This is a genomic window from Kribbella voronezhensis, from assembly GCF_004365175.1.
Taxonomy (GTDB): domain Bacteria; phylum Actinomycetota; class Actinomycetes; order Propionibacteriales; family Kribbellaceae; genus Kribbella; species Kribbella voronezhensis.
In genome coordinates this window covers 490,811-513,957 of the sequence record NZ_SOCE01000002.1, presented here as the reverse complement: position 1 = coordinate 513,957, position 23,147 = coordinate 490,811, and the positions used below count along the sequence as shown (strand labels likewise).

Sequence of the window (23,147 nt, the reverse complement as noted above, 5' to 3'; positions counted from 1 at the left end):
GCCGGGGCAAGAGCACAGCCCCGGCACCACAGGCGACCCGAGAGCAGCACTTGGCCGTTTCGCCTTCCAGCGTTGAGGAAGCGACCGAGCCCATGGCGTGGATCAGGTACGCGGGTGTGCCGCGACGACTAGTTCGACGGTAGCCACGAAGAGGTCCCGGGCGGGATGTTCGTACCCGTCCAGCCAGGCCAGCGCGGTCGACGAGGGTGGTAGGTCCCGGACCGGCACGATGGCGATGCCCGGATGCCGGAAATGCTCTGCGAACGGGGCCACGGTCGGGTGGACCAGCCGCCCCTGAGCGATGAGCAGCAGGAGTTCGGAGACGTCGTTGACCTCGATGTCGGAGGGCACGATCGCGCGGCCACTGGGCGTGTAGCTCGGACAGGCGGCCTCCGCCAGTTCGGGGACGTCCGCCGGTCTCCGCACCGGGTAGTCCGCGAAGTCTTCCACCGAGACCTCGCGCCGTCCGGCGAGCGGATGGTCACCGGCCACCATGACCACGCGGCGATCGTCCTTCGACAGCAGGGGGCCGATCACGATGTCGGGTTGGTCAAGAGGCAGTCGGGTCACCGACAGGTCCACCTCGCGTCGGCGAAGCGGCCCGAGCCGGTCGTTCAGCGGAGTCGCGACCAGCCGCACCGCGGCGCCTTCGTGTGCCTCTTCGAAGAGCGTGATCGCCGCGTTCAGAACAAGGGTCCCGGATGCCGCATTGAGGACGCCCAGCCGGATCGTTCCGGGCCCGGCCGCTCGCGTTCGGGCCCGGGTGAGTGTGGTGTCCAAGCCGGTCACGACAGGTGCGAGCTCGTCGCGCAGCGCCTGTCCGGCCGCGGTCAGGGTGACCACGCGGCTCGTGCGCTCGAACAAGCGTCGCCCGCCGAGTTTGCGCTCCAGGGCTCGCAGCGTCTGGCTGGCTCGCGACGTGGTGAGCCCAAGCCGTTCCGCGGCTCGGCCGAAGTGCAACTCCTCGGCCAGCACGAGGAACAGGCGGAGTTCGCGCAGCTCGATCTCGGCCATCGCGAAGTCACGCTACACGATGGAGGACCGAAAGAGACCTTGATGCCCGGTGGGCAGCCTGCGAACGTCGAAGTCAGGAGTTAAGCAACCAACAGCACCACGAGAGGGTAGCCATGCGAGAGGTCATCTTGTACATGTCGATGTCGCTGGACGGCCTGGTCGACGGCGACCGCGAGCATCCCGGGACGGCGATTCCCGAGAGCAGCGAGCTCAAGCAGTGGAAGCTGGACCGGATCAGCGAAGCCGGCGCGCATTTGATGGGCCGGGTGACGTACGAACAGATGTCGTCGTACTGGCCGCACTCGAACGATCCCTACGCGGCGCCGATGAACGAGATCCCGAAGATCGCGTTCTCCACGACGCTCAGCGACGCCGAGGCGTCCTGGCCGGTCAGCCGGGTCGCGCGCGGCGAGCTCGCGGCCGAGATCGCCGCGATCAAGGCCGAGCCGGGCCCCGACGTGATCGCGTGGGGCGGTGCTCGATTCGCCGGCGCCCTGGCCGCCGCCGACCTGATCGACGAGTACCGCCTCTTCATCCAGCCGCTGCTCCTCGGCCGCGGACAGGCCCTCTTCGACCAGCTGCCGCAATCACGGCACCTGAACCTCGTCGAGGCCATCCCCTTCAGCAACGGCGTCGTGGTCCACACCTACCGGCCCCAGCACGCCTGAGAAGGACGAACCATGGATCAGGCGCTCACAGTCGGAGTGCTGACGCCGCACGCCGCCGCCGGGCCCGAGGTCGAGATTCCCGCCATGGCGTCAGCAACTCTCGAGGTGATCGTTACGCGCATCCCGCGACGCCGTGACAGCACCGTGACCAGTCCGGAGTCCCCTTCCACGGCTGCAAACCTTCGAACACTGGCAACGCCCGCGGCCCTGCGGCCGGCCGTCGAATCGCTCCGCGAAGCGTCGGTCGACGCCATCGCCTACGCATCGACCACCTCCGGCTACGCGATCGGACCCCCGGCCGAAACCGACCTGACCAGGCAGCTCCGCGACTGGGCCGGCGTGCCCGTCGTCACCAGTGGACTCGCCGCGACGCAGGCGTTGAAGATCTTCGGCGTACGACGAGTCGCTCTGATCCACCCACCGTGGTTCGAAGAAGAGATGGCGGACCTCGGCGCACGGTACTTCCAGGATCAGGAGATCGACGTCGTCACCTTGGCAGCGACATCGCTGCCCGAGGATCCGACCCAAGTGCGACCCGAGCAGGTGATCGCCTTTGTCAGCGAGCAGGTGGACGCCTCGACCGAGGCGGTGTTCATCGCCGGCAACGGCTTTCGTGCGGCATCGGCGATCGCCGAACTCGAACGCCGTACTGGTCAGCTGGTTCTCGAGGCCAACCAGGTGCTGCTCTGGTCACTACTGGCCGCCACGGGGACGAAGCTGCAGATCGACGGCTACGGCAGGCTGTTCCGCACAGGCGCCGCAAACGCCTCAGGTGAGTAGTACTACGGCGGAGCGCCGTGGCTGGGGACTCCAGCCACGGCGCACCATCGCGTTGTCCAGCAGCTTGCGTGGTCAGGAAGAGAAGGCCGCGTCGAAGGATGCGGTCGGGGGGTCGAAGGCCAGGGACTTCACGAACTGCAGGGCCTCGGCGGCGCCGACCAGGCGGTCCATGCCGGCGTCTTCCCATTCGACCGAGATCGGGCCGTCGTAGCCGATCGTGTTGAGCATCCGGAAGCACGCCTCCCACGGGACGTCGCCGTGGCCGGTGGACACGAAGTCCCAGCCGCGCCGCGGGTCGCCCCAGGCCAGGTGCGAACCCATCCGGCCGTTGCGGCCGTTGCCGACCTGGCGCTTCGCGTCCTTGCAGTCGACGTGGTAGATCCGGTCCTTGAAGTCCCACAGGAAGCCGACCGGGTCGAGGTCCTGCCACACGAAGTGCGACGGGTCCCAGTTCAGGCCGAACGCCTCCCGGTGCCCGATCGCCTCCAGCGTCGCGGTCGTCGACCAGTAGTCGTAGGCGATCTCCGACGGGTGCACCTCGTGGGCGAACCGGACCCCGACCTCGTCGAACACGTCGAGGATCGGGTTCCAGCGGTCGGCGAAGTCCCGGTAGCCGGCGTCGACCATCGCCTGCGGTACCGGCGGGAACATCGCCACGGTCTTCCAGATCGACGACCCGGTGAACCCGACGACGACGTCCACCCCGAGCGCCCGGGCTGCCCGTGCCGTGGTCGCCATCTCCTCGGCAGCACGCTGCCGCACGCCCTCCGGTGAGCCGTCGCCCCAGATGTGCGCGGGCAGGATCGCCTGGTGGCGCTGGTCGATCGGGTCGTCGCAGACCGCCTGGCCGAGCAGGTGGTTCGAGATCGTCCAGACCTTCAGGTTGTGCTTCTCCAGGATGTCCAGCCGGTTGCGGACATACGACTCGTCCTCGGCGGCCTTGCGGACGTCCAGATGATCACCCCAGCAGGCGATCTCCAGCCCTTCGTACCCCCATTCGGAGGCCAGCCGGGCCACCTCCTCGAACGGCAGGTCGGCCCATTGGCCGGTGAACAGGGTGATCGGTCGTGCCATGACGGTTTACTCCTTCTCGATGACTGGTGTTCGGGTGTCCCCGGCGCCGGATGCGGAGCGCAGCCCCGGCGCCGGGGACGAGGACCGGCTGCACCGGTCCCCCGCCGACCGTGCGAAACCGCTCTCCCGCGTTCCGGGTGCGGGGCCGAACCGCTCCGGGACGGCGAGAGCTCCTGTACGCCTCTCCGCGTCGGACAGGATGCGGTTTCGCACGGCGACGATCATCGGGTCAGATCCTCCGCAACAGGGTCTGACCCACAGCGGTGAGCAGCGTCCGGGCCGGCACGTCGCGAACCGTCTGCGCCTGGGCGAGGAACTGGTTCATGGCGACGATCGCCACCGCGCGGTGGCCCTTGTTCTGCTGCTGTTCGGCCAGTGCGAGCTGCACCTTGAGTACCGCTGCCGTTGCCAGTGGCAACGTCTTGGCGACCCGGTACCGCTCGACCAGCTTGGTTGCCTCGGCGTACGACACAGTGACCGTGAACGGAACCTTGGTCACCGCCGTGTTGCCGGCCTTGTCCGTCGAGGTGACCGCGAGCTCGTGGGCGCCGAGCCCGAGTGCCACCCCATCCAGTTTCCCGGTCGCAGGGAGCGCTCTCCCGTCGACCGTCATCGTCACCGAGGCCACACCGGACAGCGCGTCCGTCGCGGTCGCGGCCACCGTCGCCACGGAAGCGACGCCGAGTTCACCACCACTGGTCATTCCGGTCACCATCGTCTTCGGCGCCGACCGGTCCAGCTTCACCGTGACGGACTCCACCGCCGACACGTTCCCGGCGGTGTCACTCGCCCGGACCTGGACGGTGTGCGTTCCCTCGGCCGAGACGGTGATCGGAGCCGTGTACTCCGCCCAGTCCCCGTCGTCGACCTTCCGCTCCAGGTAGACCTGACCCGGCTGGTCGTCCGTGCCCATCGCCGTGGCGACCACGGCATCGTTCCACCAGCCGTCGAGCCCGGACGGGGTGGACGGGTTCACCGACAGGTTCACCTGCGGCGCCACCGTGTCCCGGACGAGCTTGAAGTAGTCGAACTTCGCCGTCTTCGACGCGACCTGGTCCACCCCGAAGGCATAGATCCCGAACTTGGCCGACCCGACGGCCGTATTCGTGACGGCCGGCAAGGCCGTCCAGGTCAGCCCGTCGGCGGAGTACGAACCGGTGAAGGTGGTCCCGTTCTTGGCCAGCCTCAGGTACCAGACGCCCTGGGTGGGCGCCGGCGAGGCGTTCGGGGCCGGGTCGACGATCGCGTTGGCAACCTCACTGCGCAACTCGATCCCGCGGCTGACCGCGCTGCCGGAGGCGTTGGTGGTGAGGAAGTCGAACTTCACGTAGTTCGCGTCGTCGGCGTACAGCATCAGGCCGGCTTGCTGGTACGCCTCGTTGAAGGCCGACGCGTCCACCTTGGTCTCGATCGTCCAGTTACCGTCGGGAGCCGGCTGCAGCAGCAGGTTCTTCGGGTTCGTGGCCGTGCCCTGGTAGATGTCGCCCTTGCTGGTGTCGATCTCGACAGCGCCACCGGTCACCCGGTACGCCGACGCGTCGGGCCGCACGATCGCGGACCAGCGGCAGGCGTCCAGCGTCGCACCGGTGAATTCGTCGTCCGGTGCGGGCTGCTCGGCGGTGTCGTCCGGCGTGATGGTGAAGTAGTCGAACTGTGCGGTGATCGGCAGCGCCTCGGTCCGGTTCGCCAACCCGAAGAGACCAATACGAGGGTTGGTGATCCCGGCCAACTGCTTGGTCTCCGGCATCTCGGTGAAGGTGGCACCGTCGGCGCTGTAGGACGCCTTCAGGTTGGCCCCGTCACTGGTGAACCGCACCCAGACGGTGTCCGGGTACGCCGCGCCGAGGTTGGCCGTGTTGGAGTCCGCGACCTCGTTCGGTACGCCGTTCTCCTCGCGGATGAACTGGAAGATCCGGTCCGCCGCCGAAGCCGTGGTGTTACGGCCCTGGAGCACGATCTTGGCGTAGTTGTCGTCGTCGCCGTAGACGATCAACCCGGCCTGCTGGTAGGCGAGGCGGGCCGGCAACGTGAACTTGGTGGTCGCTTGCCAGGCTCCGGCCGGGAGCGACTGGAGCACGATGTTCGGCGTACCGGTGTTGCCGGTTCCGTAGATGTCGGTCGCGGTCAGCGGAAGCACCAGGTTTCCGTTGCTCACAGCAAGTTCCTGGTTGCCCCGGACGATCGAGTTCCACCGCGACGTGTCGACCGACGTACCGTCGAAGCCGTCCGATCGGCCGGTGAGACACGTTGGTGGCGCCGAAGCGTCCACCTTCACCGAGACAGTCGCAGTACCGGCTGCTCCTCGTGCATCTGTCACCTTCACGGTCGCCACGTGGGTCCCCGCGGTGGTGTAGGTGTGGCTCACCGACGCACCGGTCGCCGTGGCGCCGTCGCCGAAGGTCCAGGCGTAGGACAACGGCAGATCGCCTTCTGGATCAGTCGCCGCGGCCGTGAAGTCCACCTTCAGCGGAGCTGGTCCCTGGACCGTGGACGCGGTGACCGTGACGGCCGGCCGCTGGTTCTCCGTCACGCCCTTGCCGATGAACTTCACCCAGTTCACGTTCAGCTGGCCGGTCGTCTTCACGAAGTACAGCGGGCCGCTGGCCGGCGACGCGCCACTCACCGGCGCGGTGAAGTTGCCGTACGTCTGCCAGGCACCCGTCGGCGTGACCTGGATGGTCGCGACGACCGGACCGTCGGTCGGCGAACCCTGCCGCACCTGCACGGTCGCTCCCGCATCCGGCGAGGCCGCCCGCAACTGGATCTGGTCGATCCCGGTCAGGTTGGTCGGCTTCCAGCTCCACCAGTCGCCGTCCTCGATGAAGCCGATGTTCTTGCCGCCACCGGCCACATCGCCGGTGTCCTCGACCTGTACGCCGGGAGTCGCGCCCGGCCCGCCGGTCTCGCTGAAGAACTCCGCCTCGCGCGTCTTCGGCTGCAGCTGGACCACCTTCTGCGTGGTGATCTTGCCCGTCCCCGGCGCACCCTTGTCGGTGTACGTCACGGTCACGATGCCGAAGATGTTCGCGCCGACATGGCCCTCGTCACCCGGGAGCGGGAAGGTCCCCTCGCACCCGTGGTACTGCTCGTACGGATGCGCGTGCTCGTCATGGCCGAGCGCCGGCTGGGTGATCACGTCGTTGCAGTCGACCGTGCCGTCCTCGGGATCCGTGACGGTCACCTTGTAGTGGATCGTGTCGCCGAAGTCGAAGAACCCGCCGTCGACCGGGCCTTCGACCGTGATCGTCGGTGCGGTGTTGCCGGCGGTGATCGTCTTGTTCGAGACGGCCGCGCGGCCATCGCTGTCGGTCACGGTCAGCCGGGCGGTGAAAACTCCCGGCGTCGTGTACGTGTACGACGGTTTCGCCTCGGTACTGTCCGTCGTTCCGTTGCCGTCGAAGTCCCAGGCCGGCGTGATCGCCTGTCCGTCGGGATCTCGCGAGCCGGTGGAGTCGAAGGCGACGGTCAACGGCACCTGGCCGGACGTCTTGTCCGTCGTGAACTGTGCCAGTGGTGCCCGATTGCCTTGTACGTAATCGATCCGGTAGAGCCCGGAGTCGGCGTTGTTGCCACCGAACCCGCTCCCCCACTCGATCACGTACAAAGCTCCGTCCGGCCCGAACTGCAAGGCATGCGGCCGGATGAAGTTCATCTCCTGGAGCATCCGGGAGACGTCCGCGACCTTGCTGCGGTCATCGGTGAGCTGCACCGAGAACAACCGGTTGTCGTTCCAGTCCGCGAAGACGGCCTTACCGTCGAAGTACTCCGGCCACTTGCGATCCGACGTACTGTCCGGGTTGAACTTGTACGCGCCGCTCGTCATCGGCGCACCGCTGCCGCCGATCTCCGGTACGCCGGAACTCGACTTCCCCATCCACATCGTGGCCGGGATAGCGGCCGGCAGCTGCGTGAGACCGGTGTTGTTGGGCGAATTGTTCACCGGCGCGTTGCAGTCGAATGTGGCGCCCGACGTACCGGTGGCGAAGTCGTAGTCGTTGTACGGCGTGTTGTTGCCCACGCAGTACGGCCAGCCGTAGAAGCCGGGCTTGGACAGGATGTTCCATTCCACCCGGCCGTCGGGACCGCGGGTGGGCGAGGACTGGCCGGCGTCGGGGCCGTAGTCGGCCACGAAAAGGTGGTTGGTGGTCGGGTCGATGCCGATCCGGAACGGGTTGCGGAAGCCCATCGCGTAGATCTCGGGCCGCGTCTTCGCCGTACCGGCCGGGAACAGGTTGCCCGACGGCACCGTGTACGAGCCGTCCGGCTCCGGGTGGATTCGCAGTACCTTGCCGTTCAGGACGTTGCTGTTCGCGGCGCTGCGCTGCGAGTCCCAGGCCGACCGGCCGGTCCGCTCGTCCAGCGGTGCGTAGCCGTCGGAGTCGAACGGGTTGCTGTTGTCGCCGGTGGCAACGAAAAGGTTGCCCTGGCCATCGAATTCGAGCGCACCACCGGCGTGGCAGCACTGCTCGCGTTGAGTGTCGATCCGCAGTACTTGCTTCTCGCTGGTCAGATCCAGCGTGTCGCCGTTGACCTTGAATCTGGACACCTTGTCGTAGGCATCGGATCCGGTCGGTGAGTAGTACAGATAGAGGAAGCCGTTGGTGGTGAACGCGGGGTCGAGCGCGATCCCGAGCAGGCCGAACTCCTGGCCGGTGTAGACGTCGAGGGTGCCTGCGGTGACGACGCTGCCGTCGGGCTTGACGATCTTCACCGCACCGTTGCGGTCGATGTAGAAGACCCGGCCGTCGTCGGCGATCGACAACTCCATCGGGTTGGACGTGTTGTCGTCCAGGGTGACCTTCTCGTAGCTCGCGGTGAGCGAGGCGCCGCAGTCGGCCGGCTCCACCCCGGCCGCCGTCTTGATCCCGCCGAGGATGTGTTTGAGGAAGGCCGGATCGGAGTACGACTCGATCGTGTGACCCATCCCGGTGTACCAGGCGCGGCCTCCGTCGTAGTTCTGGCACCAGGCGATCGGGTGCTCGACGCCCATGTTGCCGCCCGTGTACGACGATTCGTCCATCGAGGCGAGCACGTGGACGGCACCGCGCGGGTTGGACCGGTAGTTGTACCACTCGTCGGTGCGCGGCCACAGTGTCGGCGCATCCTTCGTCGACGGGTGCGCGTGGTCCTCGACCTTCACGGTCGCGTTCGGCGTACCGGCGGGGTGACTGTCGAAGTACGCCCCGACCAGCTTGCCGTACCACGGCCAGTCGTACTCCGTGTCCGACGCCGAGTGGATCCCGGCGTACCCGCCGCCGTTGCGGATGTAGCGCTCGAACGCTGCCTGCTGGTCCGCGTTGAGCACGTCACCGGTGGTCGACAGCCAGATGACCACCTCGTACTTCGCGAGTTCGGTGTCGTTGAACATCGCCGCGTCCTCGGTCGCGGTGACGGTGAAGTTGTTCGCGGCGGCCAGGTCCTTGATCGCCTGGATCCCGGCCGGGATCGAGTCGTGCCGGAATCCGGCCGTCTTGCTGAAGACCAGTGCGTTGAAGGTCTCGTCGCCGTGCCCGGGATGGGCCTGCGCGGTGGACGCGGTGAACGGGATCGCCAGCGTGGCGATCAGGGCGAGCACGAGGGCACGGACGAGTGTTCCGTGCCGGCGTAGCTGGATCATGGGGTTGCTCCTCATGGGTCGGATAAGGCGCGCGCTCCATCGGTTTCCGGGGCGGGTCCCCGGACTTTTCGGCCCTGGTACTGCCTGTTCAGCTACTGCGGTTCCCGTGCTCTGCCCTGCGCGGGAGCTAACTCAGCGGATGCCGAGCAAGTGGTCCATCGCCAACTGGTCGAGGTACTCGAAGCCGAGGCCACGAGCGGCCAGGGCCTCCGGGTCGTACGTTGCCTTGCGCAACTCCTCCAGCGATTCGCCGGCCCCGAGCGTCGGTACCGCGAGTTCGCCGACCCGGGCTGCCGCCACCGCCTCGATCACCTCGGGATCCGCGCGGAAGGCCTGCACCTTCTCGCGCAGGACGAGGTAGTTGCGCATGCAGGCCCGAGCGGTCTCCCAGACGCCGTCCAGGTCCTCGGTCCGCGGCGGCTTGTAGTCGAAGTGCACGAAGCCGTCGTACCCCGGCCGGTCCTCCGAGCCGAGCAGGGTGTCGACGGTCCAGAAGGCCTCCCGGAGGTTCCCGGCGCCGAACCGCAGGTCCTGGTCGAACCGGGGGCCGTGCTGGCCGTTCAGGTCGATGTGGAACAGCTTGCCGTGCCACAACGCCTGGGCGATGCCGTGCGCGTAGTTCAGGCCGGCCATCTGCTCGTGCCCGACCTCGGGGTTGATCCCGACCAGGTCGGGATCGGCCAGGTCGTTGATGAACGCGATCGCGTGCCCGATCGTCGGCAACAGGATGTCGCCGCGCGGCTCGTTCGGCTTCGGCTCGAGCGCGAACCGGATGTCGTAGCCCTGTTCCCGGACGTAACCGGTGAGCAGGTCCATCGACTCCTTGTACCGGTCGAGGGCGGCGCGAACGTCCTTGGAGCCACCGGACTCGGCGCCCTCGCGGCCACCCCAGAGCACGTACGTCTTGGCCCCGAGCTCGGCGGCCAGGTCGACGTTGCGCAGGATCTTGGCCAGCGCGTACCGGCGTACGTCGCGGTCGTTGGCGGTCAGGCCGCCGTCCTTGAAGACCGGGTGCGCGAACAGGTTGGTGGTCGCCATCTCGACCACCAGGCCGGTGTCGGCGAGAGCCTTGGTGAAGCGCTCCAGCGTCTGCTCCCGCTTGGCGTCGTCCGGCACCAGATCGTCGTCGTGGAACGAGATCGCGGCCGCGCCGAGTTCGGCGAGCTTCTCGACGGCTGCCACCGGGTCGAGCGGGGCGCGGACCGCCGTACCGAAGACGTCGACGCCCTCCCAGCCCACGGTCCACAGCCCGAACGAGAACTTGTCGTTCTTGGTCGGCGTATATGAGTTCATCCAGGAATCTCCTGCCATTCTCGGGAGGTCGAACTGTCCTCGACTGCCGCAAGTACTCGTTGCACCTGCAGCCCGTCGGCGAACGACGGTGTCGGATCGGCGCCTTCGGCGATCGCGGTGACCAGATCGACCACTTGGTGGGTGAAACCGTGCTCGTAACCGAGCAGGTGTCCGGGCGGCCACCAGGCCGCCACGTAGGGGTGGACCGGCTCGGTGGCGAGGATCCGGCGGAAGCCCGCCGTCTCGGCCGGCTCGGTCGCGTCGTAGAAGTGCAACAGGTTCATGTCCTCGAAATCGAACGCCAGACTGCCTTTGCTGCCGTTGATCTCGATCCGGATCGCATTCTTCCGGCCGGTCGCGAACCGGGTCGCCTCGAAGACCCCGAGGGCGCCGTCGCCGAACCGGGCCAGGAAGATCGCGGCATCGTCGACCGTGACCGGCCCGCGCTCGGAGCCCGCCGTACCGGCCAGGCCGCTGTGCTCGGCGGCGACCGGGCGCTCCTTCACGAACGTCTCCAGCTGTCCACTGACCTCGGTGATCCGGTCGCCGGTGATGTACTGGGTCAGGTCGACGATGTGCGCGCCGATGTCGCCGAGCGCGCCGGAACCGGCCTTCTCCTTGTCCAGCCGCCATGACAGCGGCGCCTCCGGATCGGCGATCCAGTCCTGCAGGTACTGCGCGCGGACGTGCCGGATCTCGCCGATCTTGCCTTCGGCAACGAGTTTGCGGGCCAGTCCGATCGCGGGCACCCGCCGGTAGGTGAACCCGACCATCGACCTGATCCCCTGCCCGGCCGCCTTCGCCGCCGCGGCCGCCATCGCCTCGGCCTCGGCGACCGTGTTGGCGAGCGGCTTCTCGCAGAGCACGTGCTTGCCCGCCTCGAGCGCGGCGATCGCGATCTCGGCGTGGCTGTCGCCCGGCGTACAGACGTCGATCAGCTGGACGTCGTCGCGGGTCAGCAACTTCCGCCAGTCGGTCTCCGTCTGCGCCCAGCCGAGCTTGCCGGCCGCCGCTTGTACCGCGTCGGCATTACGGCCGCAAAGCACGTTCATCGCGGGGTTCAGCGGCAGGTCGAAGAAGCGCGGCGCGTTCCGCCAGGCCTGCGAGTGGGCGGCACCCATGAAGGCGTACCCGATCAGGCCGATGCCCAGGTTCGTCATACTGCGTGTTCTCCTTTGTCAGCTTTCAAACGCCGTTGGCAGGTACTGATCCACGTTGTCCTTCGTCACGACCGGCGCGTAGAGCTGGACGGTGCGCGGGACCTCGACCTCCACCAGGTCGCCGAGGGCCTTCTTCTGCACCAGCAGGCGAGCCAGCCGGACGCCGTCCGCACCCTGCGTGGACGGGTAGATGACGGTCGCGCGCATCAGCGTGTTGCCCGCCTTGATGTCACGCATCACGTTCGCCGAACCGGCCCCGCCGACGACGAAGAACTCCTTGCGGCCGGAGTTCTTGATCGCGGCCATCACGCCGACCCCCTGGTCGTCGTCGTGGTTCCAGATCGCGTCGATCTTCGGCGCGGCCTGCAGCAGGTTCGCCGCAGCCTTCTCGCCGGACTCGACGGTGAACTCGGCCGCCACCCGGTTGCTCACCTTCTGCCCGCAATCGGCGAGTGCTTCCTTGAAGCCGGTACTACGGGCCTGGGTCAACGGCAGCGAGTCGATGCCGGCGATCTCCGCGATCACCGCGTCCTTCTTGCCCTTCAGCTGGTCGCAGATGTACTTGCCCGCGGACACGCCCATCCCGTGGTTGTCACCGAGGATCGTGGTCCGGGCCGCGAACGAGCTGTCGAACTCACGGTCGACGTTCACCACCGTGATCCCGGCCTGCATCGCCTTGGTCGCCACCGCGGTCAGCGCCGCGCCGTCGAACGGCAGCAGCACGATCGCGTCCACCTTCTGGTTGATGAACGTCTCCACCTGGCTGATCTGCAGGTTGACGTCATTGGTGCCCTCGGCAACGACGAGCTCCACGTCGGGGTACTTGGCCGCCTCGGCCTTGGTCGCCTTGGTGATCGCGCCCATCCAGCCGTGGTCGGCGGCCGGGGCGGAGAAGCCGATCTTGACCTTCTTGCCGGGTTCGTCGTTCTTCCCGGCCGCGACCTTGGTGGCCGACTCGGTCTTGGCCGCTTCCGGGGTGTTGCCGGTACAGGCGATCAGCGCCATCGAGCTCAGGCCGACCAGGCCTGCCGTGATCAGTAACCGAGCGGATCGTGCGGACATCTTTCTCCTCCAAAGAACGGGCAGTGCTTGTCAAGGCTGTTGCGGTACTGCTCCCCCCACCGCCTCGATCAGGTGGCTCGGGACGCCAGGCGTTGCTGGAGGAGGACGGCGATCACGATGATCAGGCCCTTCGCCACCGACTGGGCGGAAATGCTCAGGTTGTTGAGGGTGAAGACGTTGTTCAGGGTGGTGAAGATCAGGACGCCGATCACGGTGCCGACGATCGTGCCGCGGCCACCGGACAGCAGGGTGCCGCCGATCACCACCGCCGCGATCGCGTCCAGCTCGTACAACTGGCCGTGCGTCGAACTGCCGGTCGTCGTCCGGGCCATCAGCATCACCGCGGCGATCCCGCAGCACAGGCCGGCCAGGACGTAGAGCGCGACCGTGTGCCGCTGCACCTTGATGCCCGCGAGCCGCGCCGCCTCGGCGTTGCCGCCGACCGCGAACGTCCGCCGGCCGAAGGTGGTCCGGTTGAGCAGCACCCAGCCCGCCGCCGCGACCAGGACGAACATCCAGACCAGCACCGGTACGCCGAGCAGCGAGCCGCCGAAGAAGTCGACGAACGAGTTGACGGTGATGATCTGGGTCTTGCGATCGGAGATGATCTCGGCCAGTCCGCGCGCACCGGCCAGCATCGCCAGCGTCGCGATGAAGGGAACTATCTTGCCGTAAGCAACCAAGAGCCCGTTGACCAGGCCGCAGGCGGCACCGACCAGGAGGGCCGTGCTGACCATGAACATCCAGTGGTAGTCGGCGGCCAGCTGCTGGGTGGCCAAAGTGGTGGCCCAGACGGAGGCGAGCGCGACCATCGCGCCGACCGACAGGTCGATCCCGCCGCCGGTGATCACGAAGGTCATCCCGATGCTGACCACACCGATGACGGCGGCCAGCCGCAGGATGGTGAGCACGTTGGCGCCGCTCGCGAACCGGTCGCCCGCGGTCGCCACCCCCACGATGCAGAGCAGGACGAGCGCGATCACCAGGCCGAGGTTCCGGCCGAACCCCCCTCTGAACAAGCTGCCCGCGGTTCGGCTGCCGGTCGTCCCCGGCGCCTGGATCACCGTCGCCTGGGTGGACGCCGTGGTGACCGGCTCCTCGGTCGTTGCTTCGGGTCGTGCGACTTCCTCACTCATCACACGGCACTTCCTTCCATCACCAGGTCGAGGACCCGGTGCTCGTCGATGTCTTGCGCGGGTCCGGTGTGAACGGCCCGCCCCTCCCGCATCACCACGACCCGGTCCGCCAGACCGAGCACCTCTTCGACCTCGCTGGAGACCAGCACGATCGCGACCCCGTTGGCGGCCAGTTTGCGCACCAGCGCATAGATCTCGGAACGCGCTCCCACGTCGACTCCGCGCGTCGGTTCGTCGAGCAGCAGCACCCGGCAGTCCCGCAGCAACCAGCGGGCCAGCACGACCTTCTGCTGATTCCCACCGGACAGGTTGCGGACGGGATGGTCCACCCCGGCAGGCCGTACGTCGAGCGCCTTGGTCAACTCCTCAGCGGCTTCCCGCTCGGCCCTGCCGTTCAGGAACCCGGCACTGGCGAACCGGCCGAGCGTCGAGACGGTGATGTTCTTGTACACCGCTTCGTCGAGCAGCAACGCCTGACTCTTCCGCTCCTCCGGAGCCAACCCGACCCCAGCCCGTACGGCGCTCTGCACCCGCCCGGGTTGCAGTTCCTTGCCATCCACCCGTACGACGCCGGTCGCCGACCGCCGCGCGCCGTACACGGTCTCCAGTACCTCGGAGCGCCCGGAACCGACGAGACCGGCGAGCCCGAGGATCTCCCCCGCCCGGACCGAGAACGCGATCTCGGCGAACTCGCCGGGGCGGGACAGGTTCTCGACCTCGAGCACGACCGGCGCGGTACTGACGATCTCGGCTCGGGGCGGGAACACGTACTCGATCGAGCGGCCGGTCATCAGCCGGATCAGCTCGGCGGTCGGCGTCTCCCGCGCGTCGAGACCGGTTGCCACGGTCGCGCCGTCCTTGAGGACGGTGACCCGGTCGCCGATCGCGCGGATCTCCTCCAGCCGGTGCGAGATGTAGACCACCGCGACGCCGCGAGCCGTGAGACCGCGGATCACCCGGAAGAGGTTGGCCACCTCCTCGGAGTCGAGCACGGCCGACGGCTCGTCCATCACGATCAGCTGAGCGTCACGAGAGAGCGCTCTTGCCATGCTCACGACCTGCTGCCCGGCCGCCGACAGCAGGCCCACCGTGCGGCCCGGCGGGATCTCGCCGTGTCCGAGGCCGTTCAGCAGTTCGCGTGCGCGACTGTTCGCCTCATGCCGGCGCGTCAGCCCGAACCTGGCCGGTTCATGGCCGAGGAACACGTTCTCTGCGACGGTCAGATCGGGCACCAGGTCGAGTTCCTGGTAGATCGCGGCGATCCCGAGCCCGATCGAGTCCGTCGGACTGTTCAGCGACACTTCGTTGCCGCCGACATGGATCGTCCCGGCGTCCGGCTGGTGGGCTCCGGTGAGGACGCGGATCAGCGTCGACTTCCCGGCGCCGTTCTGGCCCAGCAGACAGTGCACTTCTCCCCGCCGTACATCCAGGTCCACGCCGTCGAGAGCGCGCACGCCCGGGAACTCCTTGACGATCCCGGTCATCCGCAGCAACTCACCGCCACTGGCTTGCGCGCTCATCGCCCCACTCCGATCGGTCCACCCCGTGCGGCTGTCCTTCGAATGCCTGTAGTCATTGGGCCATCCCCGTCGCGGCACGTCCGACCAGCGTCGGGTCGAGGAAGACCTGATCCAGGGAGATCTGGGCGCCGCCGCGAACCGCCGCGGTGAACCCGAGGTCCGACTGGACCACCCGGCAACCGCCGCCCTCGGGGGCGATCACGCGATCCGCGATCGCGCTCTCCAGCGGTTCTTTCAGCCACGGGCCGAGCACCGCGAAGTAGCCGCCGAGCACCAGCACGTCGGGATTCAGGATGTTCACCAGGATCGCGCCGCCGATCCCGAGCCACTCGCCCACCTCGGCCAGCGCCTTGAGCGTTCGCGCCTCGCCGGCCTCGGCCCGGCGGGTGATCTCGGCGAGCCGCTGCTCGACATCGAGCGACGGGTCGCGGACCGGATCGTCCGGTTCCGTTGCCTTCTGCAACAAAGCGGTCAGCCCGACGACGGTCTCCCAGCATCCGGTCCGGCCGCAGCCGCAGGTGCCGCCGGCCGGTGCGACCGGCATGTGCCCGACCTCGCCGCTGAACCCGTGCCCGCCGCGCAGCAGATGCCCGCCGGTGACCATGCCGCCACCGACGCCGACAGCGCCGGTGAGCAACACGAGATCCTGGATCTTGTCCTCCGGCCCGATCTGCATCTCGGCGTACGCCGCGAGCGCGGCCAGGTTCGCCTCGTTGTCCACCCGCAGCGGGTACGCCGGATCGCCGAGCCGCTCCCGCATCGACTCGACCACCGGGACCTCGGCCCAGCCAAGGTTGGGGGCCAGCTTGAGGGAGCCGGTCGCGCTCTGCACCAGGCCGGGCACCGCCAGGGTGACACCGGCCGTTTGGCCGCCACGCACGTCTACGGCCGCCACGGCATGGAGGATCAGCTTGGCGAGCTGGTCGAGCGTCGTACTGGGGTCCAGGTGGGCGACGTCCAACGGGACGCGCCGCTCGATCACGGTCTCGCCGCTGAGGTCGAGCGCCGTGACGGCGAGGTAGTCGACGTTGATCTCCGCACCGACGCCACAGACAGCGCTGCCGTCGAGCTCGACCAGTTGGCCCGGGCGGCCGAGGGCGCCGCGTTCGGACTCGGCGAGACCTTCGCGAAGTAGCCCACGTTCGACCAACTCGGCAACCAGGCTGCTGACGGTCGCCTTGTTCAGGCCGGTGTCGGCCGCGATCCGCGCGCGAGAGCGCGATCCCATTTCCCGCACGTGCCGAAGCACCACGGACAGGTTGTTCCGCCGGAGTGAGACGTGATCGGCAGCCACAACGCCACGGCCCGGACGGCTGCCTTCGGTCAAAGTCATGCCGGTCCCACCCCTTCTCCCCCGACCAGAGACAGCATCTGTGAGCCCAGTCACAGACTTTGTCTGTTGAACCAACAAACTAAGTAGCGGGAGAGGCCGCGTCAAGATGTTGCGAGAATGTTTCTCGATCACGCTTCCATCATGATCTTGCAAGTCTTCGTCAAGGATTTGCAGTCAACCCTTGCGTGGCACCGCAGCCGTTTGTACGCTCGCGCCACTCTCCGCAGTCCTGCCCGCCCCCCACAGGAGCCTGCACATGTCACTCACCAGACGCACTTTCCTGGCCGCCTCAGCAGCCACCGCCGCCGCCGGAACCACCGTCGGCAACGCCCTGGCGGCCCGGGCCAATTCCAGTACCACGGCGACGCCGGCCGCCAGTCCGGTCGGCGATGTCGTCGGTAAGATCACCGTCGGCTACCAGGGCTGGTTCGCCTGTATCGGCGACGGTGCCCCGATCAACAGTTGGTGGCACTACAGCCAGAACGCGAGTCAGCCACCTTCACCGAACAACACCACGATCGTCAGCTGGCCGGATGTCCGCGACTTCTCCGCCACCTACCAAACGGCGTACGCGAATCTCGGCAACGGCCGGCCGGCCAAGCTGTTCTCGTCGTACGACCAGCAGACGGTGAACACGCATTTCCAGTGGATGCAGCAGAACGGCTGCGACACCGCCGCGCTGCAACGGTTCAACCCGACCGGCGGCGAAGGCCCGACCCGGGACGCGATGGCGGCCAAGGTCCGGCAGGCCGCCGAACAGTACGGCCGGAAGTTCTACATCATGTACGACGCGACCGACTGGACGAACATGCAGTCGGAGATGAAGGCCGACTGGATCAACAAGATGCGGGCGTACACCTCGTCACCGGCGTACGCGAAGCAGAACGGCAAGCCGGTCGTCTGCATCTGGGGCTTCGGCTTCAACGAGGCCAACAAGGCCTTCCCTGCTTCGGTTTGTCTCGATGTCGTCAACTGGTTCAAGGGCCAGGGCTGCTACGTCATCGGTGGCGTTCCCACGCACTGGCTGCCGGGCAACGAGGACTCGCGACCCGGGTATCTCGACGTGTACCACGCGTTCGACATGATCTCGCCGTGGATGGTCGGCCGGATCAGCGACCTGGCCGGCGCGGATCACTACTACAACAACGTGAATCAGCAGGATCAGGCGGACTGCAACGCTCATGGGATCGACTACCAGCCGTGCGTGATTCCGGGCGATCTGCAGTCCGGGCACCGGCGGCACGGCGAGCTGATGTGGCGGCAGTTCTACAACCTGACGCGGGTCGGCGTACAGGGCATGTACATCTCCATGTTCGACGAGTTCAACGAGGGCAACCAGATCGCCAAGACCGCGGAGAGCGCGGCCTGGATTCCCAGTGGGTCAGGGATCCGGGCGCTCGACGAGGACGGTACGGCGTGCTCGTCGGACTACTATCTGCGGCTGACCAACGACGGCGGCCAGATGTTCAAGGGGCAGATCGCGCTCACCGCGACCAGGCCGACCCCACCGATGCCGAGCCAAGGTGGTGGCGCGGTGACGTTCTATGAGCACGTGGACTATCTCGGCGCGGCCGGCCAACCACTTGCCAAGGGCAACTACACGCGAGCGCAGTTGCTGGCGGCCGGCGTACAGGACAACTGGGCGTCGTCGGTGCGCGTTCCGGCCGGCTGGTCGGTGACGATCTATGCCGAAGACAACTTCTCCGGCCAGAGCTGGACCCGGACAGCAGACACGGCCAACTTCACCACCCTCACTCCGAACGCCAACGACCAACTGACCTCCTGCCGCATCCAGTAAGCGCTCTCTCGTTTCCCGCCCGACAAGCGGCGACGCGTGGTGGACCTGGGCCGGTCATGAGTCAAGGCGATCGGGCCTACCCGATCGCGGTTGGCCGATGCGAATCCCGGAGGTCGGTCCCGCCCTAGGCGTGAAGGTTGGTCCGTTGCGGCGGACCAACCTGCCGGGGGTCAGAGCACTTCGAGGCTGTCGGAGGCGAGCGTGATGACTGCGCCGTCGAGGTGCAGCCGGCAGGCGATCGCGTGACCGGCACAAGTCATCAGGGCAGGACCGGCGGCGTCGACGACCCGGTAGGCGACGGGTTGGGTGCAGCGCTCGATGACGCCTTCGTACTCGCGGTGACAGCCGAGCACATGGCAGGTGACGACCTCGCCGACATTCATCAGCGTGAGACCGTGATCGGGGCAATCGCCCCAGACGACACCGCAGGTCTCGCCTTCGCTGGCAGCAAGCCGCAGTAGCTTGCCGGCGGTCGATTCCAGCTCGTTGGCGGCTTCCCGGAAAGTGTCGGCGGCCTCGTCCAGATCGCGCCGGAACTGACGCGACTCAACAGACTCCGGCAGACCTCGAGCGGCAGCCTGAAGGTTCTCGGACAACGTCATCGCTGCGATGGCGATCTCGTCCACCTTCACCGGCGTACCGAGATCGGCGGCTCTGTTCTGCCCCGGCTGACCGTTCGGCGGTACATCCTGCGGGCGCTGCACAGTTCGCCACACCGCCGTCGAAACCTGGCCCCGCTGCCCGTTCTGCCCCTGCTCTTCCTGGCCTCGCTGTCCCTGCACCCCGTTCTGTCCCTGCACCCCGTTCTGTCCCCGCTGCCCGTTCTGGCCTTGCGTCATCCGGGCCTGGGGCTGCCGAGTGCGAGCCTGCTGATCCTGTGGCTGACGGCCGGACTGTTGAAGGGGTCCGTTCTGCGGCCCGTACTGCGGCGGCCGCCCACCCTCCGCGCTCTGCGCAACCGGACGGTCACCGACCGATCCACCGCTGTCCGAAGGGTCCGCATCGTGGCCGTTGGCACCGTTGCCGCCATCCGACCCGTTGCCACCATCGGCGCCGCTGCCGCCTCGGCCGTTCCCACCGTTCTGCCCCGTGTAGCCGTTGGTACCCGGACCGGTGTTTCCGGTACCGGCCGCAGACTCCCAGCCCGGTTCGTCGACATGTTCCGAACCGGTCCTGTGGTTCGCCCGCTTGGCTTTCGCCATTCGTCTGCCCCCTGGTGACATATCTCCCCCGACGGCCGATGGTGCCATGCCCGCGGGGGCTGCGGCCAGAGCAAATCCACGAGGTTCACGCACGGCTCCTGTCACCTTGCGTAGAGCAACGGAATACCGCTCAGTACCGCCGGAAAGCTCGCTCGCCCTCGATTTTGCTATCCCAGGTGCCCGCTCCTCAGCCTGCCCAATCACACCAACGGAATTCCATACCGTCCCTTAACACTGCCCCCACCCACCGTCACCACCCCACTCCACCCGGCTCTTGTTACCCACGAGCAACCGCCGCCTGGTCCCACGCGTCAGGGCCAGCCAATGAGAGACGAACACTCTCAACCCACCCGCACAGCACCGACGCCTCGCACCACCACACGAGCACTCCGCCCCGGCCAACGACTCGAACCGGCGGGTCGGGTCAGGTGGTGGGGGTGAGGTGTTCTCGGAGGAACTCGACCGTGCGGGTGCGGGCGGCGAGGGCTGGGTGGCCGGGGGTCTCGCGGACCTCGGCGGTGAGGACTGCGTGTGCGCTCTTTTTGAAGCCGCCGGGGTTGCCGGGGCTCGAATCGAGTTCGATCACCTCGAAGGCGTCGCCGAGTTGTTCTCGCAGCGTCGCGAACCGCTCCGGCGGTACTGCGCGGTCCTCGCTGAACCGCAGTCCGAGAACACAGAGACCATCCGTGCGAGAGCGCTCCACGATGCGCTCGAGTTCTTCGTGCGAGACCCCGGGATCACGCCGCCGGGTCGCGCCGAGCGGGAACGGTGTGGCCGGCTGGCTCATCACCGGCGCCAGTACGACGTCGTCCACCGCGGTCGCCAATGCGAACCCGCCGGTGAAACACATCCCGATCACGCCGACCCCGCGTCCCGGCGTACGGACGGCGAGATCGGCAGCAACCGCTCTCAGGTACGCCGTGATCGGTCGCTTGGCGTCGACGGCGAACGCCCGGAACTCCTTGCTGACACAGAGTCGCGCGAACACGCCCATCACGTACCCCGTCGTCTCCGGCCGGCCCGGCGTCCCGAACGGCGACGGGATCACCACCGTGAACCCTTCGTCGACCAGATGATCCGCAAGGCCGAGCACCGGCGGCGTGATCCCGGGAATCTCCGGAATCAACACCACCCCCGGCCCTGAGCCCTTCTCGTAGCAGTCATAGGTCAACCCCGCACCCGTGAACGGCCCCTTCCGCCATCCACCCAACCCAGAACTCGGCGCACCTTCACCCATGACCACAACTCCAACCACTCGGGCTCCCCACCCTAGAACCACTCACCTCCCCATCCCCCGACTCGCCGCACCCACACCAACCCCGGCACAGCACATCGCCCGCCACCGAACTACGTCTCTCGTCACCCCCTCAGCCAGCCCCGGCCCCGCCACCCGATCGGCGGAACCCGCGGCACAGACGCCTTGCAGGCGTTTCGCCTCGGCTCTCTCGTCACGTGCGGTCAGAGGTTCTGTCTGGTTCGAAAGGGTGGCGGGGGCTGGCGGGTGGGTGGACGGTGGGGGCGTCGCACCTCGCCGCCCACGAAGGATCACCATGAAACGTTCCCGAAGAGCGCTCTCCCTGATCTCGGCCGCCGGTCTCGCCGTGGTCGGTCTGTCCGCCGGCATCACTCCTGCCCAAGGCGCCTCAGCCGACCGGATCGTGAAGTACCACGGCTATCAGGTCGCCGTACCGTCCGACTGGAAGATGGTCGACCTCGCCGCCGACCCGGCAGCCTGCGTCCGGTTCGACCAGCCGGCCGTCTACCTCGGCCACCCCGCGGCACAACAGAACTGCCCGGCTCACCTCGTCGGACGCACCGCAGGCTTGGTGATCGAGCCACTCAACGGCTCAGCACCCCGGCGTACTGCGGTCGCCTCAATGCCCCGTACTGCGACGGCGCCCGCCACCGCGTCGTCCTCGGACAACGAGATCCAGGTCGCTGTCGAAGACGCCGGTGTCCTCGTCACCGCGGTACACGGCTTCGACCAGGAATCCTCCGTACGCCAGATCCTCGGCAAGGCGCGACTGACCAGCGGCGGTACGCCGGCCAAGCTCGTCCCGCCAACCATCCAACCGAAGGCGACAACCCAGCCCAACACCACGGCCGCAACTGTCGTTGCCCCAGGCAACATGATCAACCAGCAGGCGTTCGATCAGTGCACGGCACCGTCGCTCGGCGCGATGAACGCCTGGAAAGCCTCGCCGTTCAAGGCTGTCGGCATCTACATCAGCGGCTCCTCCCGGTCCTGCAGCCAAGCGAATCTGACCGCATCGTGGGTCTCCTCGAACGCCGCCAACGGCTGGTCGTTCATGCCGATCGACGTCGGCTACCAGGCGCCGTGCGGGACCCGGAACCCGAAGATGTCGTTCGATCCCGCCACCGCGAGAAACCAGGGAGCGCAATCCGCCGGTGTCTCGGCCCAGGCGGCGCTGAACCTCGGGATCGGCCCAGGGAGCGCTCTCTACTCCGACATCGAGGCCTACCCGACGACCGCGGCCTGCAAGGATGCAGTGCTCTCTTATGTGAGCGGCTGGACCAACGAGCTCCGCGCTCGCGGTTTCCTCGGCGGCGTCTACAGCAGTGCGGGCTCAGGTGGCCGTGACCTTGCCAGCGGCGCCGGTGACAGCCGCTACACGTCGCCCGACCACATCTGGTTCGCCTGGTGGAACGGGGCCGCTAACACCGACGGGGGCCAGTACATCTCGAGTGGGCTGTGGGTGAACCACCAGCGGCTGCACCAGTACAAGGGCGACCACAACGAGACCTGGGGTGGCGTGACGATCAACATCGACAGCAACTTCCTCGACGTCTCCAGCGGCACTCCCCCGCCGATGACGGACGGTGTCTACCGGCTCAGGGCGGAGGCCGGCGGTTTCGACCTGGACGTCGTCGACTGTCAGAGCCAGAACGGCGCCGACGTACGGATGTGGGACCGGATCGCCGGAAGCCCTTGTCAGAAGTGGCATATCGAGAACGTCAGCGGGACCACGTTCAAGATCGTCGACGGCAATACGGGCAAGGCGCTGGAGGCATCCGGTTGCTCGACGGCCGACGTGACGCCGGTTGATCTGTGGGACTACGCGGGAGCCGACTGCCAGACCTGGACGATCGAGCCGATCGTCGGGGGTGCCTACAAGATCATCGGCACCGGCAGCGGCAAGTCCCTGGACGTCGCAGGCTGCTCGACCGACCGCGGCGCCGACGTGATCATCTGGCCCTTCCACGGCGGCTCCTGCCAGCGCTGGTACTTCGACCCCGCCTGACAACTTCTCCTGCGGCAGCACCGGCTCCCCCTCCCAAGCAGCCGGTACTGCGCGGCGCCGGGCCCCCTGTCCCGAGGGGCCCGGTGCCGCCATGCCCGACCACCAGCAACCCGGCACCCGGCACCCGGCACCTGGCAGCACCTGGCACCTGGCACCTGGCACCTGGCACCTGGCACAAGGCACCTCGCACAAGGCACCTGGCACAAGGGCTACAGCGGTAACCGGTC

At 67.6% G+C, this 23,147-nt stretch carries 15 protein-coding genes; 4 read left to right on the top strand and 11 right to left on the bottom strand.

Annotation, left to right across the window (positions count from 1 at the left end; translation table 11 throughout):
• Nucleotides 1-102: 102 nt before the first annotated feature.
• Nucleotides 103-1,014: a LysR family transcriptional regulator gene (locus tag EV138_RS29750; RefSeq protein ID WP_133982901.1), complete on the bottom strand. Its 912-nt coding sequence runs from the start codon at nt 1,012-1,014 to the stop codon at nt 103-105.
• 113 nt (nt 1,015-1,127) lie between these two features.
• Between EV138_RS29750 and EV138_RS29745 the strand changes: the two genes are divergently transcribed.
• Nucleotides 1,128-1,682 carry a dihydrofolate reductase family protein gene (locus tag EV138_RS29745; protein ID WP_133982899.1) on the top strand — a complete coding sequence of 185 codons (555 nt, stop codon included), beginning with the start codon at nt 1,128-1,130 and terminating at the stop codon, nt 1,680-1,682.
• Between the two features lie 12 nt (nt 1,683-1,694).
• Entirely contained in the window at nt 1,695-2,462 is a 768-nt protein-coding gene (locus tag EV138_RS29740; RefSeq protein WP_133982897.1) for a maleate cis-trans isomerase family protein, read from the top strand.
• A 72-nt stretch (nt 2,463-2,534) separates the two neighbouring features.
• Here the strand turns inward: EV138_RS29740 and EV138_RS29735 are convergent, their stop codons facing one another.
• From EV138_RS29735 to EV138_RS29700, 8 genes are all read right to left on the bottom strand, one after another.
• Complete coding sequence (locus EV138_RS29735) at nt 2,535-3,536, bottom strand: sugar phosphate isomerase/epimerase family protein (protein WP_133982895.1); 1,002 nt, start codon at nt 3,534-3,536, stop codon at nt 2,535-2,537.
• 229 nt (nt 3,537-3,765) lie between these two features.
• Nucleotides 3,766-9,153, bottom strand: coding sequence for a ThuA domain-containing protein (locus EV138_RS29730; protein WP_133982893.1), 5,388 nt, complete (start codon nt 9,151-9,153; stop codon nt 3,766-3,768).
• 132 nt (nt 9,154-9,285) lie between these two features.
• Nucleotides 9,286-10,446, bottom strand: coding sequence for a xylose isomerase (gene xylA / locus EV138_RS29725; RefSeq protein ID WP_133982891.1), 1,161 nt, complete (start codon nt 10,444-10,446; stop codon nt 9,286-9,288).
• Nucleotides 10,443-11,606, bottom strand: a complete 1,164-nt coding sequence (locus EV138_RS29720; protein WP_133982889.1) for a Gfo/Idh/MocA family protein — start codon at nt 11,604-11,606, stop codon at nt 10,443-10,445. Before EV138_RS29720 ends, xylA begins: the two co-directional genes overlap by 4 nt.
• An 18-nt stretch (nt 11,607-11,624) precedes the next feature.
• Nucleotides 11,625-12,668, bottom strand: coding sequence for a substrate-binding domain-containing protein (locus EV138_RS29715; RefSeq protein ID WP_133982887.1), 1,044 nt, complete (start codon nt 12,666-12,668; stop codon nt 11,625-11,627).
• Between the two features lie 68 nt (nt 12,669-12,736).
• Entirely contained in the window at nt 12,737-13,804 is a 1,068-nt protein-coding gene (locus tag EV138_RS29710; RefSeq protein WP_133982885.1) for an ABC transporter permease, read from the bottom strand.
• Nucleotides 13,804-15,324, bottom strand: coding sequence for a sugar ABC transporter ATP-binding protein (locus EV138_RS29705; RefSeq protein ID WP_133982883.1), 1,521 nt, complete (start codon nt 15,322-15,324; stop codon nt 13,804-13,806). The genes EV138_RS29710 and EV138_RS29705 overlap by 1 nt, the downstream gene beginning before the upstream one ends.
• Nucleotides 15,325-15,376: 52 nt before the next feature.
• Nucleotides 15,377-16,657, bottom strand: a complete 1,281-nt coding sequence (locus tag EV138_RS29700) for an ROK family transcriptional regulator (RefSeq protein ID WP_133982881.1) — start codon at nt 16,655-16,657, stop codon at nt 15,377-15,379.
• A gap of 256 nt (nt 16,658-16,913) precedes the next feature.
• Here EV138_RS29700 and EV138_RS29695 point away from each other — a divergent pair, with 256 nt between their 5' ends.
• Nucleotides 16,914-18,455 carry a glycoside hydrolase family 99 protein gene (locus EV138_RS29695; protein WP_133982879.1) on the top strand — a complete coding sequence of 514 codons (1,542 nt, stop codon included), beginning with the start codon at nt 16,914-16,916 and terminating at the stop codon, nt 18,453-18,455.
• Nucleotides 18,456-18,625: 170 nt separating this feature from the next.
• On the opposite strand, the gene EV138_RS29690 is transcribed toward EV138_RS29695, so the two are convergent.
• Nucleotides 18,626-19,657, bottom strand: coding sequence for a hypothetical protein (locus tag EV138_RS29690; RefSeq protein WP_133982877.1), 1,032 nt, complete (start codon nt 19,655-19,657; stop codon nt 18,626-18,628).
• A 424-nt stretch (nt 19,658-20,081) separates the two neighbouring features.
• Entirely contained in the window at nt 20,082-20,828 is a 747-nt protein-coding gene (locus EV138_RS29685) for a dienelactone hydrolase family protein (RefSeq protein ID WP_202866999.1), read from the bottom strand.
• Nucleotides 20,829-21,207: 379 nt separating this feature from the next.
• On the opposite strand from EV138_RS29685, the gene EV138_RS29680 reads away from it, so the two are divergent.
• Complete coding sequence (locus tag EV138_RS29680; RefSeq protein WP_133982873.1) at nt 21,208-22,920, top strand: glycoside hydrolase domain-containing protein; 1,713 nt, start codon at nt 21,208-21,210, stop codon at nt 22,918-22,920.
• Nucleotides 22,921-23,147 lie beyond the last annotated feature (227 nt).